The sequence below is a fragment of the Sphingomonas koreensis genome, from assembly GCF_002797435.1.
Lineage (GTDB): Bacteria > Pseudomonadota > Alphaproteobacteria > Sphingomonadales > Sphingomonadaceae > Sphingomonas > Sphingomonas koreensis.
Genome location: NZ_PGEN01000001.1, coordinates 1,850,509 through 1,867,684, shown reverse-complemented (window position 1 = coordinate 1,867,684; position 17,176 = coordinate 1,850,509). Strand labels below are relative to the sequence as shown.

Here is a 17,176-nt window from a genome sequence, read left to right as displayed (position 1 = left end):
GCGCGAGCACATCTATTTGTGGCAGGAGAGACAGACCTTGGCCTGCCCGTAGAGTTCGTCGATATCCAGGCCCTCCGATTCCGGCCGAAGTGGATTCACCCGGCGCTTGGCCGCCGCGCGCTCGACGCGCTTCCGGTGGTCCTCTTTGATCTGCGCAACGCGCTCCGGCCGGGCGAGGTCGTCGAGGCTCTCGCCCGCGCTCCACGTGAACGGCGACCCGTGCTCGAGCGCGTTCTTCTCGTAGGAGCGGGCCTCGGCGAAGCTGTCCGGGTGACGCTCCATCAACCGCACCCACTCGATCTTCTGCTGGAAGAAGCAGAACGTGCAGCCCGAGCGAGACCGCCATTCGTAGTAACTCGGCAGACCGAGGCCGCTGGCTTCCAGCATGTCGATCACGCCCGCCTTGTCGATGCCGGCCTCGCGAAAGGGCAGCGATACCGATAGGTTCGGATGGGTTGACGCGTATCCCTCGCGGTAGTTTTCGTCCGAGCGGATGGCCACGTAGCTCACGATTCGGTCGCCTTTGTCGAGGGCGGGCCAGAGCCACTGCTCGAAGGGCCGGATCTTTAGCTGGCGGGTGCACCAGCGCGTGCGCGGGCTTGGCAAGAAGCTCTTGTATTGCCGCAGCCAGAAGTCGAAGTCCCGATCGGGGTTGAGGCGCTCGATCGGACGTCCGAGAAATCCTTCGAGGCGTCCGAGATATTCGTAGACCTCCGGAAGCTCCTTGCCCGTATCGGTAAAGAAGTACTCCATGTCCAGGTCGGGTCGGGTTTGCGCCATATGGACGGCGAGTGCTGCGCTGTCGCGGCCGCCCGACAGCCCGAGGACGTGACGATCCCTCATCGTGCGGCTCCCGCCGCGCGGGTGGGCCCAGTCTCGTCCGCCCCCTCTGCGAGCGCGGCCGCGAGCTCGACCGCCGCGGCGATCGCGACCTCGCGCGAGACCTTGTCCTTCCCGATCACGTGGCGCAGCCGCGTCGCAAGCGCGCGGGCTTCCTGCAGCTCGTCGGCGTCAATGCTGACCTCGGGGGTCGTCACCCCGCCATGTTCGGGGTCGGACATGTAGAGCGCAAACGAGAAGCTGCCGTCGCGTCTCCCCTGCACGTGGGCAAGACCTTCGGCTCGCAGAAACTCGCGCGCGAGCGACGCCAGCTCGATCCGCGCGGCGTCGACGTCACGGTCGACCCAATCGCGCGGTGGTCGGTTGGCCGCCAGGCTTGCGATGCCCTCGATCGCCTCCCTGCTGCCGTCGAACGTGGACAGGCGGGCGGCGAACGCGTCGAGCCGGTAGTTGCCCGTGATCCCCATGATGGCCTGTGCGCGACTCTGCAGCGCCGCAGCTCCGGCGCCGCGGACGCGGAGCTCGGCGATCAGCATGTCCGCGAGCGAGGCGAGCATCGCGTCGTAGGCGCCGGCGAGGTCGGAGAGACCGGTCCGCATTTCGGCGACGATGTCGCCAACACTGGCATCGCCCCCCACAATCCGCGGCAGGTCGTCGAGCAGTAGCTTATTGGGATCGTGCGCAGCGATGGCCAGGTTGCGGACGCGCAGGGCGGACGGTGAGAGTCGGCCGGTGCGCCGAACCCAGGCAGGCGCGTTCATCACCAGGGCGACCAATTGGCGGCCGACCGACAGCGGGTCGGCGCTCGCGCCATCGACATCGCCCGAGAGCTCCGCGACGAGGTCGGCGATCCCTCGCAGGATCTGACCGTCGCGCTCGCTAATGTCGCTGACGCGAAGCCGCACCGAAGCCGGATCCTGCAGAAGCCGGTCGATCAGGAGGTCGGTCACGCTGGAGCAGAACACTCCGTCCAGGTAGATCGAGGTCCTGTGCCGCTGTGCGAGCAGGAAAGCGAGACCGAGTACGGGCAGCAGTCCATCTTTCACACCGTAGGGCCGATCGCGCCACAGCGCGAACAAGTCGGAGAGCCCGAGGCCTTCCGCTCCCCGCCTTTCGAGCAGGCGCACCCCGTCCTGCCAGAGCGTTGACAGCCGGTGATTCCCGTCCTCGGCCGGTGCACCAAAGGCGAAGTCACCCGTCGTCATCTCGCGATGCAGCCCTGTGCGTTCAAGAACCGAGGCGTAAAGCCCTCCCTCTGCGGGAAAGTCCTTGATCCCGAGCCGTGGCTCGTCGGCGTGTCCCGCCATTGCGACCATGAGCGCGCGCATCGCGGCCATGGCGTTCGACGACGGCTTCGACCGGTTCAGCAGCTCATTCCGAATGCGTGGCGCCTTCGGGTAGAGTTCCGCCGCCATCCGCGACGCGATCGACGAAAGGCCGGCGGCGCCCGTTCCTGTGAGTTCCTCGTCACTGATCGCCGGGACCTGCCAGCCCGTCGTGGCCAGGCCGCAACGAAGGCGCTCCTCCAGTTCACCTGCCACGCGCGCGAGCCGGCTGGCCACCTCGCGACGGGCGACGGCGTCGCCCTTCAGCTCAGGCCTGGTCGTCTGCACGCGTTCGAGCGCTACCAGCTCGTGGCTCAGGTCCCGGAGCATGTAGCTGTCCGTCGATATGCCGAACGCGATCGAAGCGTTGCCGATCAGCTCTATGAGTCGGCTGCGCACCTTGCGTACGCGCGCGGCACCGTCCCCCGCCTCGTTCACTAGCAGGAGGAACAGACCCGCAGCGCCGTTGCCTGGCTTCCAGGCGGCGACCCGCTCTTCGGCTTGCTCCAGCGTGGCAACATCGACCTCGAACCAGCGCATCGCGCCGGTGTCGTGATATTCACGCTTCGCGAGGATGGGCGTCAGCACGCCGGTGGCCCGTAGCCGCGAGTAGTCGCACGCGACCATCTCGGCCTTGGCCTCGTCAATTGCCGCCTCGATGTCGAAGTCCGAACCCGCGTAGATCGCGTACGCCCCAATGTGCCGCCGGAAGACTATGGCCGACCGGCGAACTAGCGATGCTAGCGCGTCCTGCACCACCCCGCTGTCAAGGCTGAGCGCGGCGGCGACTAGCTCCGCGGTTGCGGACAGTCCCGACCGCTCGCGAAAGAGGTCGAGCAGCGCAACCGTCCGCAGCACAGATAGCTCGACACCCTCGCCGCCACGTTCCTCGACGCGCTCGATCGCGTCGACAGCGATGGACCACCGGTGTCCATCCGGCGAGGCGAGAATCGAGGGTTCGAGGTTGGCGCGCAGGTACCTCCAGAGCCAGTCAGTGTCGTAGAGGTTGTCGCTGTCGATGGTCGTCGTGGCGATGAAGTCCTGGAAGCCGTTTGGCTCGGCGGACCCGAGGAAGCCGAACACACTCCGCTGGTTCTGACCGAACCGACGGCGCGAGAGAGGTCCAAGGAGACACGCGACGACCGGGTTGAGCGGCCAGCACCGGCCGAGGCGGGCCGCCACACCGCCAACCTCACGGCCGCGGGCGAGCGTCTCGGCAACGATGGCGATCGCCGGCGGATCGTCCGAACGCGGACCCGACTGGATCGCCCGCGATAGGAGTTCGACCTGCTCCTCGGCCGTCGGAGAAAGCGCGATGTCAACGAAGCGACCTTGCACCTTCAGCCAGTCGTCGCGGGTCTCGCGTGCGAGACGGTAGGCGTAGTCGTCGAACGCCTGGTGCAGAACGCCGATGACGATAAGCCTTCCGTCAGAGCGCGAGGCGGCCTCGGCGAGCTCCTGGAACAGGAACGTGTCGCCACCGTCGGTCGCGGCGTGCTCGAGCAGCTTCCCCATCTCGTCGATAATCACCAGCACGCCGCACGCCTCGTTGCGCGCGAGTTCGGCCAGCGTGCGGACCACGTCGGCCGGGCGTGCCTCGGGGATGGCTTCCGCCATGACGCTCGCCGCGTCCGCCCGGCGTCCGTTCACAGGCACGACGCGCCAGCCCCTGCCCGACCAGCGCATGTCGCGCCCCAACCGCTTCCGCAGATCCGTTGGCAGCGTATCAAGCGCGCGGTCCCGGACATCGCCCGGTTGCCCCAGGGCCGCGGCCAGCACCACGGCGAGCGTCGACTTCCCGCAGCCGTAAGGGCCCGTCCATGTGAAGGCGCCGTGACCGTGCCCGACGACATGGTCGATAGTTGTCGCAATCGCCTGCGCGGCGGTCGCGGTGCAGACGAAGCCCTCGATGTCGGCGACGCCTGCATCCGCGCCGACGCGGACCGAGCGCCGGAAGCGCCGGCGCACCGACACCAGATCAGCGAGCATCATGGTCATGCTGCCTCCGAGTAGTGTGCGTAGAGCGGTTGAATTAGGCGGAGCGGCGAGACCGAGGTCACGTCGGTGCGCGCGGAGACCTGACGCAGGCCCGCACCCTCGTCCCATGCGAGCGCGCCGGCGGTCGCGTCGGCGATCCTCTCTAGCCGCTCGACCAGCGATTCCTCGTCCATCACGAAGACGCGTCCCGGCGAGCCCGGCTCGTGCGCGATCGTCTCAATGGAGAGCGTTCCTCGCGTCGGGAACAGCTGCTGCCAGAACTCGACGAGCGCAAATGCGAACACCTCGTCGGGAAGCGAGGGCTTGGGCCCGCGCCTGAACTGCAGCGCGCCACCGGCGATCGGCGTCATCAGGCCAAGCTCCGCGAACGGACTTTCTAGCCCGTCCTCGGTTAGGCCCTTGCGCGAGGCCCGGCTCACGTAGGTGCGGACGAAGCACTCGGCGTCGCGGTCCACCGTAGCGCGCGCGATGCGGGACCCGCTTAACCTGCCGATCTCGCGTAACTCGTCGACGCGGACCATGATGCGCGCGGCCAGCGTCTCGCGATTGAAGATGGCGTCGTTGAACTCGTTGAACGCGAAATACCAGGCCGTTGCGCGTCCCGGCAGCGCTGCGAGGCGCCAGTGGAGCAGCCACAGCGACGCGGGCTGCTCGAGAAAAGGGTCTCCTCCAGCGAAGATCAGTTTACCGAGTTTGGAAGTCGTGAGCGTCTCCGTTCGGCCTCCCTTGACGGTTGCATTGAGGACGCCGCAGGCGATTGCCCAATGCCGCATGGAAGAGACCATGTTCTTGCCGACTCCGAAATCGGCTATGGCGTGGTTTGGATTAAAGACGGCGAGTGCCTCATCAACACCGCGCCCTTCCAATTCTTGTAGACCGTCGAAGCTTTTCTTCAGCCAGCCATACCGGCACGGGAAGGTTTCGTGACCGGAAAACTGAACTATGGCTTCCGGCCGATCGAGCAGACTTCGCATTGGCATCCCTGACCGCTGGACAATTTCTCCAGTTTGGCTAGCAATGGGTCCGGCTGGTGACAACCGCCAGCACGTAATTTTTCAACGGTATGAGGGTATTCGGCTGATTTATCTCGACCATCAGGCGTCCACTACCATGCATCCGGCGGCCATCGCCGCGACGGCAGACGCGATGGCGTGTCACGTCGCCAACCCGCATTCATCGGAGCATGCCGCTGGTTGGGGTGCCGCCGACGCCGTGGATGCTGCGAGAGGTGAGGTCGCCAAGGCTCTGTGCGTGGACGGCGATGAGATCGTGTTCGTGTCGGGCGCAACGGAGGCCGACAATCTTGCGCTTCTAGGTTGCGGCATCGCGCCGGCGCCTGGAGGCCAACGAGTGATTGTAAGCGCCCTCGAGCACAAGGCCGTGCTCGGGCCGTCCCGCGAGCTACAGCGCCGTGGCTTCGAAGTTGTGGTCGCGCCCGTCACGACCGCGGGCGTCGTCGACTTAGACGCGCTGTCGACGCTCATCGATAGCCGCACGTTGCTAGTCTCGATCATGCTTGTAAACAACGAGATCGGCACGGTGCAGCCGGTAGGGGAGGTGGCGAGGCTGTGCTCGGCGACTGGCGCCCTGCTTCACGTCGACGCGGCGCAGGCGCTCGGATGGATGCCGATCGACGCTCACGAATTGGGGGCGGACATGATGAGCGTATCCGGCCACAAGATGGGCGGTCCGAAGGGTGTTGGCGCACTTTTCGTGCGGCGGGAGATTCGACAGCGCCTTGCGCCTTTGATGTTCGGCGGCGAGCAGGAGGATGGCCTTCGGCCGGGTACGCTGCCGGTCCCGCTCTGCGTTGGACTGGGCGCCGCGTGTGGCGAGTTGCCGGATGCGGAGGAGGTCGGGCATTGGCGGGCGCGGACCGCTCGTCTCGAGGCGGCGCTTCTCGATAAGCACTCCGGAGCCTGGATCAACGGATCGGGAGCGGAACGCCATCCGGGCTGCATCAGCATCACTCTTCCCGGGCTCGATGCCGAGCGGCTTGTGGCGCGGCTGCAGCCGGGACTCGCCGTCTCGCGAGGCTCTGCCTGCGCTTCGGGCATACCTGAGCCGAGCCATGTGCTCCGGGCCATCGGTCTCTCCGCGGCGGATTGCGATGCGACCGTGCGAATCAGCACAGGCCGGTTCACGACCGACTTTGAGATCGATGAAGCGATGGCGGCGTTGGGTGAGGCCATCGAGGCGATCCGGACGGACAAGCATGTCTGAGGCGCTGCGCGACAATCTGCATCGGCTTGCGCGCAACGTTCTTCATTGGCGGCATCGATGTCGAACGACCTAACCGCGCGGTATCCGTCGCTGCTCGATCGGCTCGCATCGGAGTTGTTCGCGCCGATCAACGGCTCGTACATCCTGTCCGCGGCGCGACGGCTGGCAGCCGGATACTCGCTTCCGCGCAACGGTCCATCGACCGAATATGACGTCCTGTTCAACGACCTCCGACTAGCTCCGACGGCGGCCTTCGGCGTGGCCCCCAGCGAGGCGCTCGGTTTCCCGGTTCAGCCGGAACACTTCCGAGGTGGCGAGAGGCCACCTGCTTCCGTGTGCTTCGTGGTGGTGGATAAGTAATCGCGGCCAAGGGCGCGGTCGTATCACACGTTCAGGCATACGCGAGCTTCGAGGACCGCAGCTGCGGCGAGGGGCGACCGCGATTGGCGTTGCAATTGCGATGCGAGCGCGGGGCCGATCTCGCAGCTGCCAAGCGGGCGGGATCCGCGCGGAGTACGGGCGGCTCTTCTGCGAACGGCACGGGTTGGACCCGGTGTCGCGATTCGGCTCCGACGTAGGCGAGGCTTGCATCGAGGTGCATCACGAGGCGACGGCGACGCTGCTCGCTGAGATGGCCTCCGACCATCGCAGATGGTTGGAGGAGCTACGCTGCCTCTGCGCCAACTGTCACCGGGAGACGCACCGGGAACTTCGAGCGATTGACGCCGCAAATTGATGGCGATGTGCTATGCGGCAGGAGCGGCATCCTGCGCACCGGCCGCAGCGCCTCCCCCGGCGCCCGCGCCGGTGTCGGCTGGCTTGGCGCCTAGCCAGCCGGCCATCCGGTCCCACGCCAATTCGGCAAGCCGCTGCGACCGCAGCGAGATGAAGGCGGCATCCCAAGCCCCCGCATAGCCGGCGGCGCTGCGGCAGAGCGGAAGGACGTGATTCTCAAGCGCGATCGCCTCCGCCTTCTTGCCGAGCGTGATGCCCTTCTTCTGCGCCGCCGTCAGCCGCTCCTGCGCCTGTGCCTTCCCCTCCGCGGCGAAGATCCCGAGCAGCATGCGCTTTCGCTCCCAAGAATGATTGGCGCCCTCGTTGTTCTCCAGCCGCGGCAACAGCAGCAGGTTGCCGATCTGGTGCACGACGCGGCTGTCGTCGTAGATCGTTGCTGGCCAGTCCGACTTGCCCTTCGACTGGGGCGCCACGTGCTCGATGGACTCGGTGGTCCGGGAATACCACTCGGCGGGCGTCAGCAGATCGAGATTCCCCCGCCCATCGCCAGTGATCAGCCCAGTGTCGCCATCAGGGACAGAGTTGTGCATCGCGACGAGGAGCAGGAATCGTGCCGCGAGCGCATTCTCGCTGTAGATCGCCCGCTGAGCGGCGGCGGCGACCCAGGCCTCCCTCGTATCAAGCTTGGCTCGCTTTAGCATCGCCATCAGGGAGGACTGCAGCTCCGCAAGCGTCGGCATGCGCGTTGGCCTGCCGTCCGCCTGACGGCGCACGAGCGGGTGAGGCGCGTCAGTGCCGCCGGACACGAGCGTACGATAGCGGTTGTCGATGCTCGCGGTGCCACCCTTCGCGGCGCGCCACATCATCGAGAATGCGGTCATCGCCTTGATCGCACCCTCGTATGCGAGCGTCGCCGGCGTGCCGGGCTGACCGTCGGCTTCGGCGTAGAACCTAACCATCGGCGCAACAGTGATGTCGTGCTTAAGCGAGCGCATGGCCTCGAAGCAGAAGCCTGCCTCCGGGTCGTTCAGCGGCTTGCCGCCGGGCGATGGATTGGCGACCTCGCCAGCCGGTGCCTGCCAGCCATTCTTCAGGAACGTCGAGGTGGTCGCCAGCGACTTCGTGAACGACCGCTTCGCGGCAAGGTCGGGGAGCCTCTCGTAGGTCGTGCGGAGATACGCGCGCTGTGCGGCGAGGCGCGCCTCCAGACGGCCGCCGTTGTCTAGGAGCGCGAAGGGGATGAGGATCGAGCTCGTCGCCTTCTGCCGGTCGTCGGCCTTGTCGAATCGGTCCAGGAAGGCCTCGATGGTGGCGAGGTGCCTTGCCGAGGCGGTGTAGTGGAACTGCGCGATGCCTTCCGTCTCGATCACCTTGGGGCGAAAGGTCTCGAAGGCGGTCAGTGGCTGACCGGTCGTGTTCAGCGCCTCGAAGATGTCGAAGGCGTAGTCCTCCTGCGAGGTAGTAACCACGGTGATAGCCATGCGCGTGTTCAGGTAGCGGCCGAACGCCATCAGCCGCAGCAGGGTTGCCGTGCGCTCGCCGATCTCGGCGCGTAGTCGTGCGACGACGGCGCTAGGGAACTTGGCCAGCCAGAACTCGGCCTGCTGCACCTGATCGGTGACGAGCGATGCGGCTCGATTATGGAACGATCAGCAAAGCTGCCGCTTGCGACGTGGCCGAGGGCCGTCCGCACATGGTCCACGACGCTCACGAGCGCCGCGTGACCGAGCGCCTCTCCATCGTCGTCCGGAACGGCGTAGACGAACGGGGCGATCGGCGAGCGCGGCGCGGTGTGCTCAATGTATGCCCAGATGAGTCTTGCGATCGGCGACTCGTATCGGGCGTTGTCTTGATGGCGGGCCCACTGATCGACCCTCGCGCGGATGATCCGGGGATAGTTCTGGTGGATCGTATCCGAGGGGCGGCCGACGAACTGGAACGTTTTTACGAGGTCGTAGAGATAGTCGGTCACGACCTGCTCGAACCCGTCTCCGAGCTCCTCGGCCGTGAGCTGGCCGCGCAGCTGACGGATCGCGTCGTGCAGCAGGATGTTGACGATGACGAGCGTCGACAGGCGCTGCTGCCCGTCGATGAGCGTCATAACCGTCTCGGGGAGCTGCTGGTCCATCGGCTCCGCGACACCGAGCAGCGACTTGTCGGTGACGGTGATGATGGTGCCTAGGAAGCGCAGCGAGGCGGGAGCGTCCGGTAGGCGGTTCAGACCGGTGATCGTGTCCTCGAACAGACGATCGACCTCGGCGTCGTGCCAGTTGTAGGCCCGCTGGTATGACGGAATGAAGCAGCCCTGGTCATTGCTGCCGAGGAACTCGGCGAGGCTCTTCGGCTCGGCGTCGAAGATGTTGTTGATGTCGGTGATCGCCATCTCTCGAGGTCCATCCAGATAGATGTGATGGCGAAGGTCTCGCCTATCGTGCCAGCGTGGCATGCCACTGCGTCGATGGCTAGGTCCGAAGAAACCGGAATGGTCGAGCGTCCGCGCTGACGACAGCATCATGCGCTTGCGGCGCTACCACGGCCAGCCAAATGAAACGTCGCCCTAGACACAGCGCTCGTGCGTGCTGAACCTCCCCGCCTGTAAAAATTCTGGAACCACCATCGACACTCCGGTCAGCTTGTCGTCCGTCTGGCACCGAAAGGGCGTCAAGCTCTCGACGTCGGCTGCGGTGACGACTGGCTCGCGGGCAGGCTGGTCATCGACTAGCGCCCCTCCTCGGGATCGACAAAGACCCCGCGATCGTCGCGATTGCGCAGCGTTCACCGACAGCCTTTTCGAACAGCGAGTTCGAGGTCGCCGACCGCCGCCAGGCGCGCCACGGCGTCTTGGATGTCGTCGCCTCGGTGGCGACGCTGCACCATATTGGCTCCGCGGACGGACTGCGCGCACTACGGTCATTTGTGGTGCCCGACGGCACGCTGCGGATCGTCGGCCTTCATCGTCCGGCGTCAGCTGCAGACCGGGGATGGATGCTCGCCGGGCGCCTTGCTGACGCCGTCCCGCGCTTCGGCTGTCGCGTGGCATACGGAGCCGCCATCCAGGTGCCGCCTGCCGCAACGTTTGCGGAGGTGCGTAGCAACGTGGAGCGGCTGTTGCTCGGTGCAGCGATTCGGCGACTGCTGCTCTTTCGCTATCTAGTCATGTGGCGCGCGTAAGATCTACGACGCCCCCAGCCTGGCCTGCTTATCATGAACGACCTGCGCGATTGCGCCGATTAAATCGTCGAAGTGGTCGAACAGCCCGTTGGCGGGTGCTGTCAGAGCAAATGCATCGGCTGGAAAGCGAACCTGTGTAGGGCAGTCGGATGCCTCGTCCGCGCAAGCCAGCTGGCCCGCTTCGCTACTTCAACTCGTCGCCCCAGGTGATCCGGCCCTTGGTAATGATGTACGTCTGGTTCCCGCTGTCGCAACGCAACGTCGAGGACCTGCTCTTCGAGCGCGCGGGATCGACATCTGTCACGAGACAGTGCGGATGTAGTGGAACAGGTTTCTGCCGGCGAGGAAGGGCAGCGACGCCTCTGAGCGCCTTTCTTCGCGGCGCTTCATAATCCCGCGTTCCGACGATCCTGGTTCGGCCCGTTACTTCTGGTCTAGGCAGCGACGTGTATTGGCCAACTCTTCACGCCGCACCAAAAGCTCCATTTAGATTTTCGATAGGGGCCGCTTCGCCGTTTCGCATTTTCAAGTGGACAGTCGTTTACCGGCACAGATCCAGCCGCCCTGTCGTACGTGAATGAGCGTCCGATTTTGGGGAATCCGATTCCTGGCTCGAAAGGCCGGAACTCGGTCTTAGCGGGCTGACCGGCCAAAGACGCCAATGTCCGCATCGCGAGATCCGGCATCCGGAAGCTGCCAGTCCGCAACCGTTTAGAGTTTCGGACGCCGTGAGGCGTCGGAAAGTCGGCGGTGCCCGAACCCGCGGGCCTCTGGCGTTGGTCTATGTGGTTTTGGGTTTTGGCCTGCTCTGGGCGGCGGCGGGTGTTGCCGGCAGGCGGACGGATCGGAGAGCGGACCGGCTGCTTTTCGGGCGATGAGGCGGGCGCTTGGAAGCGGACCGTCCGACTTTTGCAGCGATGCGTCCGCTTTTGCGCGGGCTCGAGGCAACACCCGTCATTCTCCGCGACAGGCATGCCGCGGGGGTAACCGGCGATCGGCCGTGCCGGGTCACGACGGCGGGCTCCCGGATACGACGGCCAAGGATGGCGGTGCGCGAGGCTGATATCGGCGTTCGAAGAGCTCGATGATGACCATGCGCCCGCCGCAGCATGGGCATGGCGGCCTGACGTTCGGCTGTTCCTCAGGCATGTCTTCGACGGCAGGTGGCGCGACCGCAAGAAGTTGGCGAGCGCGTTCGAGGCTGGTCCGTCGGGTGCCGCTGGCGAGCAGGCCATAGTGGCGGATGCGATGGAACCCGCGCGGCAGGGCATGCAGCAGAAAGCGGCGGATGAACTCGTCGGTAGCCAGCGTCATGACTTGCTGACGGTCAGCACTGTCGCGGCGATAATCCTTGTAGCGGAACGTGACGCCGTCCTCGTCGAACCGGAGCAGACGGCTGTTCGAGATGGCGACCCGGTGCGTGTAGCGCGACAGATAGGCAAGCACCGCCTGCGGGTCCGCGAACGGCGGCTTGGCATACACGACCCAGCGCTTCTTGCGGACTGGTGACAGGTGCCTCAGGAACGCCCGTCGGTCGGCAAGATGCGCCAGGTTGCCGAAGAAGCCGAGCTGACGAGCATCATGAAGCGCGAGCAGGCGGGTCAGGAACAGGCGGCGGAACAGCGCGCCGAGTACGCGCACGGGCAAGAGGAACGCCGGTCGCGCGGAGATCCAGCTTGCCCCGTCGAGCGAGATGCCGCCGCCCGGGACGATCATGTGGATGTGCGGGTGATGAGTGAGCGCCGAACCCCAGGTGTGGAGTACGGCGGTAATGCCGATGCGCGCGCCCAGATGCCTGGGGTCGGCGGCGATGATCTGCATCGTCTCCGCCGCCGTGCGGAACAGCAGATCGTAGACCAGCGCCTTGTTCTGGAACGCGATGACGCCGATCTCAGCGGGAAGCGTGAACACGACATGGAAGTAGCCGACCGGCAGCAGGTCGGCCTCGCGCTCGGCGAGCCAGGTACGTGCGGCGACGCCCTGGCACTTGGGGCAGTGCCGGTTGCGACAGCTGTTATAGGCGATGCGCCAATGGCCGCAGTCGGTACAGGCCTCGACATGCCCGCCCATCGCCGCGGTGCGACATTGCTCGATCGCCGACATGATCTTGAGCTGGTGCAGGCTCAGATGCCCGGCATGCGCCGAGCGGTAAACAGGTCCAGCAGCGCGGAAGATGTCGGCGACCTCGATGGAGGCGCGCATCCCGCCTCAGCCGTCGGATGCGCCTTTGTCGGGTGAGGCCAGCGCCAACCGGTCGAGTGGACTGACGACCGCGCGCATCGTCCTGGTCGCGACCTGGGTGTAGAAGGCCGTTGTGTTGAGCTTGGCATGGCCGAGCAGCGCCTGGATGACGCGGATATCGACGCCGTCCTCGAGCAGATGCGTCGCAAAGCTGTGTCGCAGGGTGTGTGGTCCGACCCGCTTGGCGATATCCGCTGCCTCTGCTGCTTGAACTACGACGCGATAGAGCTGGCGGGTACTGATCGGCACGGTCGCGTTCTGGCCGGGGAAGAGCCAGCCGTCGGGAAGCATGATGCCCTGTTGCCGTGCCGCGCGCCACCAGTCCCGCAACAGCAGGAGCAGGCCCTCCGGCAGCATGGCGTTGCGATACCTTCCGCCCTTGCCACGCTCGATCCGCAGCACCATCCGCTTGCTGTCGACATCGCTCACCTTGAGCGCCGACACCTCGGCGACGCGCAGCCCCGCGCCATAGGCGACCGACAGCGCCGCCTGATGCTTGAGGCAGGTCGTGGCGTCGAGCAGCCGCTTCACCTCGCCCAACGTCAGGACCACCGGGATCTTGCGGGCATGAGCCGTGCGGACGAGCTTGCGGGCCAGGTCGGGTCGGTCGAGCGTGTGGTTGAAGAAGAACCGCAACGCCGCGACGATGCTGTTCATGGTCGGTGCCGGGACACCAGCCTCCTGCTGCTCGATCTGGAACTGGCGGACATCCTCGGCGCTCGCGGTGTGGGGCGAGCGACCCAGCCACGTCGCGAACCGCCCGACATCGCGCAGATAGTTGCGCTGCGTCTCAGGACTGAACCGGCGCATGGTCATATCATCGACCAGCCGCTGACGCAGCGGACTGACCGCGCCAGCAAGAACAAGCTCGTTCATCGTTCGACTCCTCAGGTTGAAGGAGCCGAAAGGGTCTGCCCATGGCAGGCGCCGCTCAATCCACGCCGAGCGCCCGCGTCGTTGCCGTTACCTCACCACCAGCACCACTCCCGCGCAGCGGGTTCGTGCTCCGGCCCATAATCAGCCGCGCGCGATGAAAATTTCCCAATGATCTGAGTGCCCATCTTTGTCCTCCGTGGGGCACCATTTCCCTGTCTCAGGGCATCCTAGCACATCGACAAAAACGGCAGAAATCTGCCACTTTTGCTCGGTTCTGTGCGAAAATGTCCGAGCAGGTTTCAGTCGATCCCAGGGCCATATGGGCCACGGTTGGGGCATAAAATGGCCCCGGAAAAATGATGGCCCGGTGGGCCATATCGACCGGAAAAGTTGGCGCCATCCGAACAGAACCGATCAAATCGGGAGTTTGGGTTATGGCTTTGAAAGATCTAGAAATTCGCGCCCTTCAGCCAAGGGATCGTATCTACAAGAAGTCTGACGAGCGCGGCCTCTATATCGAGGTGCATCCGAGCGGCTCCAAGCTTTGGCGCTTCAAGTACGGCTATCACGGCAAGGAGAAGCGCGTAGCGTTTGGCCGCTACCCCGAGGTCACCTTGGCCGAGGCGCGACAGAAGCGCGACGAGGCCCGACAGAAGTTGCGCGATGGAGTCGATCCGCTCGCCGAACGGAAGCGCGCGAAGCTTCTGGCCCACTATAAAGCGGCGAATACCTTCGGCGACGTGGCCCGGGAGTATATCGGCAAGATGATTGCCGAAGGGCGCGCCGATACGACGACGACAAAGGCTGGTTGGTTGCTGGAGCAGTTGCGCCCCTTATGCGGACAGCCCCTGACGGACCTAAAGCCAATCGACGTGCTCGCGGCGCTGAAACGGCTTGAGGCGAAGGGTAAGCTTGAAACTGCCCGGCGCTGCAGATCGTTTGCCGGTCGCGTATTTCGATATGGCGTGGCGACCGGCCGAGCTGAAAGCGATCCGACCTCGCTGCTGCGTGGCGCGTTGATCACGCCCAAGACCACGCACCATGCGGCAATCCTCGAGCCCGCAGCATTCGGGGAGCTGTTGCGCGCGATCGAAGCCTATCCAGGCCATCGCATCACGCGCCTTGCCTGCCAGATATCACCGCACGTGATGGCCCGGCCGGGCGAGATCCGCCAGGCACTATGGCCCGAAATTGATTTCGAGCATTCCGTGTGGCGAATTCCCGCGACCAGAATGAAAATGCGGCGACCGCATTCCATTCCACTTTCGCGGCAGATGAAAGCATATCTGGCGGAGCTGCACGAATTGACGGGCCCCGATGGCTTTATCCTTCCGGCGTTTCACACGTCGCGAAGACCGCTGAGCGAGAATACCGTCAATCAGGCCTTCCGTCGCATGGGTTACGCGGCCGGAGAGGTGACGGCACATGGGCTCCGGACCACCGCCTCCACATTGCTGAACGAGAGCGGCAAGTGGAGCCCCGACGCGATTGAGCGGTCGCTGGCGCACGCGGACAAGGATGCGGTGCGCGGCACCTACAATCGCGGCGCGTATTGGGATGAGCGGGTGGCAATGCACCAGTGGTGGAGCGATTATCTCGACTTGCTGCGCGACGGACCTGACGGAAAGGATCCCGCGTGGACGCCAGCGCCGTGCAGGGATCGACAGAGGCGATAAGGATTCGGCTCGAACCGTGCGCCGCGCAGGAAATTTCGCTCGTCTGATCTCACAACCTAGGGGAAGCGAGAACTGAGAGCGTCATGGCCTGAGCTAACCTTTAAAGCTCAGGAGTCCATTTTGCCTAAAGTATCCCCGCGCGCGCACACCGTTTCGACGGCTGCTGTCCCCCACGATTTTAGCAGCCTGTCGAAACGGCGGGGTCCGAAGCCGCGCGAGATAGTCGAGTTTCCAGAGCCGCTGACAGCGGATTGGATCGACCCACCATCCTTTCCCGAAGCGTTCGCACTTCAGCTTCGGCGGCATGGGGACAACTACGCGCACCTCCAGCGCGCGCTGTTGAAACCGGGAGAGACATTCGACCGCACGACGTTCCGCCAGTGGGCGATCGGCGCAAAGCAGCCGAGCACGGTTCGATCATTTGATATGCTGGCGCGGGCAGAACACCGTTACCGCCTGCCCAGCGGCTATTTTCGCGCCAAGCTCGATTCCTCCGGCCGCGCCACATCAGGCCACGAGCGGCTCGCGGCTTCGCCGTCCGAGCGGCGCCGGCTGGCCTGGCACCTGCCGGAAGATTTCGACCGGCGTTCAGCTCGCGAGCGAGCTGAAATCCTCCGTTGGATACGCACCGTCATCATCACGGGCTCGACCGACTACCGGCGGTATCAGGCTGAAGCGACAAAAGTGCGCTATGGACTTCGCTTTCCGACCCTCAAAGCATTCGGCACCCGCGCACTGCCGCAATCGGATGATGACGCGGATGAGCTCGAGGCGGTACTTCGCGCACCGCCGGGCCTGGTTCGCGAGATCGGCGAGCTCATCGCCTTCAAGACCGCCACGCTCACCCGCATCGGCGTGAAGCGAACTGGCGTGTGGAATGAGGAGACCGTAGCTCAGAAGATCGAGCATCTGGCGCTGATGTTCGGTGCGCTGTCAGCGGAGCCTGGACCGCCTGTCTGCGGATTAGGCGTGCCGCGCGATCGTCTGTGCATGGCGCTGCTGGCGTTCCCGGCCGTGTGGGACTGGTACCTGCAATGGCGCGAGGCGCGCCGCGGCTTCTACACCGTGTGGGAAGTGAGCATGCTGGAGCTCGCCGGCGCGATGACACGGCGCGAGACCGGCTGGATGCGCCAGCACCCGGACTTGGCGCTACGCCTGCAGCCGATCGCCGGCCTCATCGACGCGGCCGACGTTGAGCGCGCGCATTCGGACTGGGATGGCGTATGCGACGCCGGCTACGCGCATGTGCGAGCGCGCTCCAAGGAGATCGTCCGCGTCGCGCGGGTCCATCGCGACCCGTTTGAACCGATTCTGCCGGTCCTCGAAGACGAGAGCCCAGTCGGCGCCTATCGCAAGATTACCGCGGAGATTATCCGGCAGATGCCGGACATGTGCCGTTATCCCCGCGCAGCGGCTGAGGCGGTGCGCGGCTTCCTGATGCTGCGCCTCGGTCTCCACCTGGGCGTGCGCCAGAAGAATTTGCGGCAGCTGCTGATCTGTCCGCGCGGCGTGGCCCATCGCACGGAGCGCCAGCTTGAAAGCCTACGCCGGGGCGAGCTGCACTGGAGCGCGCGCGAACAGGCTTGGGAGGTGTTAATCCCATCGGTCGCGTTCAAGAACGCCAACTCCTCCTTCTTCGGGAAGCGTCCGTTCCGCCTGCTATTGCCTGACTTCGACGGGCTCTACGGGCATCTCGAAACTTATATCACCCGGCACCGGCGGTTGCTGCTTGGCGACGCAGCCGATCCCGGCACCTTCTTCATCAAGACGGTCAAACGGAGCAGCTCAGATGCTGCCTATGATCAGGCGACCTTCTATGAGGCGTGGCGGCTGCTGATCCAGCGCTATGGGATCTACAATCCCTATACGGGGCGCGGCGTCATCAAGGGCTTGCTACCCCACGGACCGCACAATGTCCGCGATGTGCTGGCGACCCACATCCTCAAGCAGACGGGCTCGTACGAGCAGGCGAGCTACGCCATCCAGGACACGCCGGACATGGTCGCCAAGCACTACGGCCGCTTTCTCCCGCAGGACAAAGCGGCGCTGGCGGCTCGGATCCTCAATCAGGTGTGGGAGACGGATTGAGGG

12 protein-coding genes and 1 pseudogene are annotated in these 17,176 nt (G+C 65.2%); 6 read left to right on the top strand and 7 right to left on the bottom strand.

Translation table 11 applies throughout. The features are described 5' to 3' along the window. Nucleotides 1-12: 12 nt before the first annotated feature. From BDW16_RS08685 to BDW16_RS08675, 3 genes are read right to left on the bottom strand one after another with little or no spacing between them, the layout of a single operon-like run. The gene (locus BDW16_RS08685) at nucleotides 13-843 is read right to left on the bottom strand and encodes a phosphoadenosine phosphosulfate reductase family protein (protein ID WP_066581805.1); all 831 of its coding nucleotides are present in this window, start codon (nucleotides 841-843) and stop codon (nucleotides 13-15) included. Continuing rightward, nucleotides 840-4,163 (bottom strand): hypothetical protein, encoded by a 3,324-nt coding sequence (locus BDW16_RS08680; RefSeq protein ID WP_066581807.1) that lies wholly within the window; start codon nucleotides 4,161-4,163, stop codon nucleotides 840-842. The genes BDW16_RS08685 and BDW16_RS08680 overlap by 4 nt, the downstream gene beginning before the upstream one ends. After that, on the bottom strand, nucleotides 4,160-5,137 hold the full coding sequence (locus BDW16_RS08675; protein WP_157926335.1) for a DUF4007 family protein: 978 nt from the start codon (nucleotides 5,135-5,137) through the stop codon (nucleotides 4,160-4,162). Before BDW16_RS08675 ends, BDW16_RS08680 begins: the two co-directional genes overlap by 4 nt. Here BDW16_RS08675 and BDW16_RS08670 point away from each other — a divergent pair. Then, nucleotides 5,106-6,386: a cysteine desulfurase family protein gene (locus tag BDW16_RS08670; RefSeq protein WP_083954480.1), complete on the top strand. Its 1,281-nt coding sequence runs from the start codon at nucleotides 5,106-5,108 to the stop codon at nucleotides 6,384-6,386. The two genes, BDW16_RS08675 and BDW16_RS08670, sit on opposite strands and share 32 nt — an antisense overlap. A gap of 45 nt (nucleotides 6,387-6,431) precedes the next feature. Beyond that, a complete protein-coding gene (locus BDW16_RS08665) occupies nucleotides 6,432-6,746 on the top strand; it encodes a hypothetical protein (protein WP_066581815.1) in 315 nt (104 codons plus the stop codon). Nucleotides 6,747-7,132: 386 nt separating this feature from the next. Here the strand turns inward: BDW16_RS08665 and BDW16_RS08655 are convergent, their stop codons facing one another. Both BDW16_RS08655 and BDW16_RS08650 read right to left on the bottom strand, forming a co-directional pair. Then, entirely contained in the window at nucleotides 7,133-8,731 is a 1,599-nt protein-coding gene (locus BDW16_RS08655; RefSeq protein WP_066581822.1) for an HNH endonuclease family protein, read from the bottom strand. Then, entirely contained in the window at nucleotides 8,632-9,504 is an 873-nt protein-coding gene (locus tag BDW16_RS08650; RefSeq protein WP_066581827.1) for a DUF262 domain-containing protein, read from the bottom strand. The genes BDW16_RS08655 and BDW16_RS08650 overlap by 100 nt, the downstream gene beginning before the upstream one ends. Nucleotides 9,505-9,962: 458 nt before the next feature. Between BDW16_RS08650 and BDW16_RS08645 the strand changes: the two genes are divergently transcribed. After that, entirely contained in the window at nucleotides 9,963-10,292 is a 330-nt protein-coding gene (locus BDW16_RS08645; protein ID WP_125958879.1) for a hypothetical protein, read from the top strand. Between the two features lie 149 nt (nucleotides 10,293-10,441). Next, nucleotides 10,442-10,677: pseudogene (locus BDW16_RS21930) on the top strand (IS6 family transposase); the annotation flags it as partial. Nucleotides 10,678-11,300: 623 nt separating this feature from the next. On the opposite strand, the gene BDW16_RS08635 reads toward BDW16_RS21930, so the two are convergent. Continuing rightward, on the bottom strand, nucleotides 11,301-12,494 hold the full coding sequence (locus BDW16_RS08635; protein WP_066582090.1) for an IS91 family transposase: 1,194 nt from the start codon (nucleotides 12,492-12,494) through the stop codon (nucleotides 11,301-11,303). Between the two features lie 6 nt (nucleotides 12,495-12,500). After that, on the bottom strand, nucleotides 12,501-13,409 hold the full coding sequence (locus tag BDW16_RS08630) for a tyrosine-type recombinase/integrase (RefSeq protein ID WP_100362717.1): 909 nt from the start codon (nucleotides 13,407-13,409) through the stop codon (nucleotides 12,501-12,503). A gap of 434 nt (nucleotides 13,410-13,843) precedes the next feature. Here BDW16_RS08630 and BDW16_RS08625 point away from each other — a divergent pair, with 434 nt between their 5' ends. Next, the gene (locus BDW16_RS08625) at nucleotides 13,844-15,085 is read left to right on the top strand and encodes a tyrosine-type recombinase/integrase (RefSeq protein ID WP_066582039.1); all 1,242 of its coding nucleotides are present in this window, start codon (nucleotides 13,844-13,846) and stop codon (nucleotides 15,083-15,085) included. A 120-nt stretch (nucleotides 15,086-15,205) separates the two neighbouring features. Then, a complete protein-coding gene (locus BDW16_RS08620) occupies nucleotides 15,206-17,173 on the top strand; it encodes a hypothetical protein (protein WP_241230620.1) in 1,968 nt (655 codons plus the stop codon). Nucleotides 17,174-17,176 lie beyond the last annotated feature (3 nt).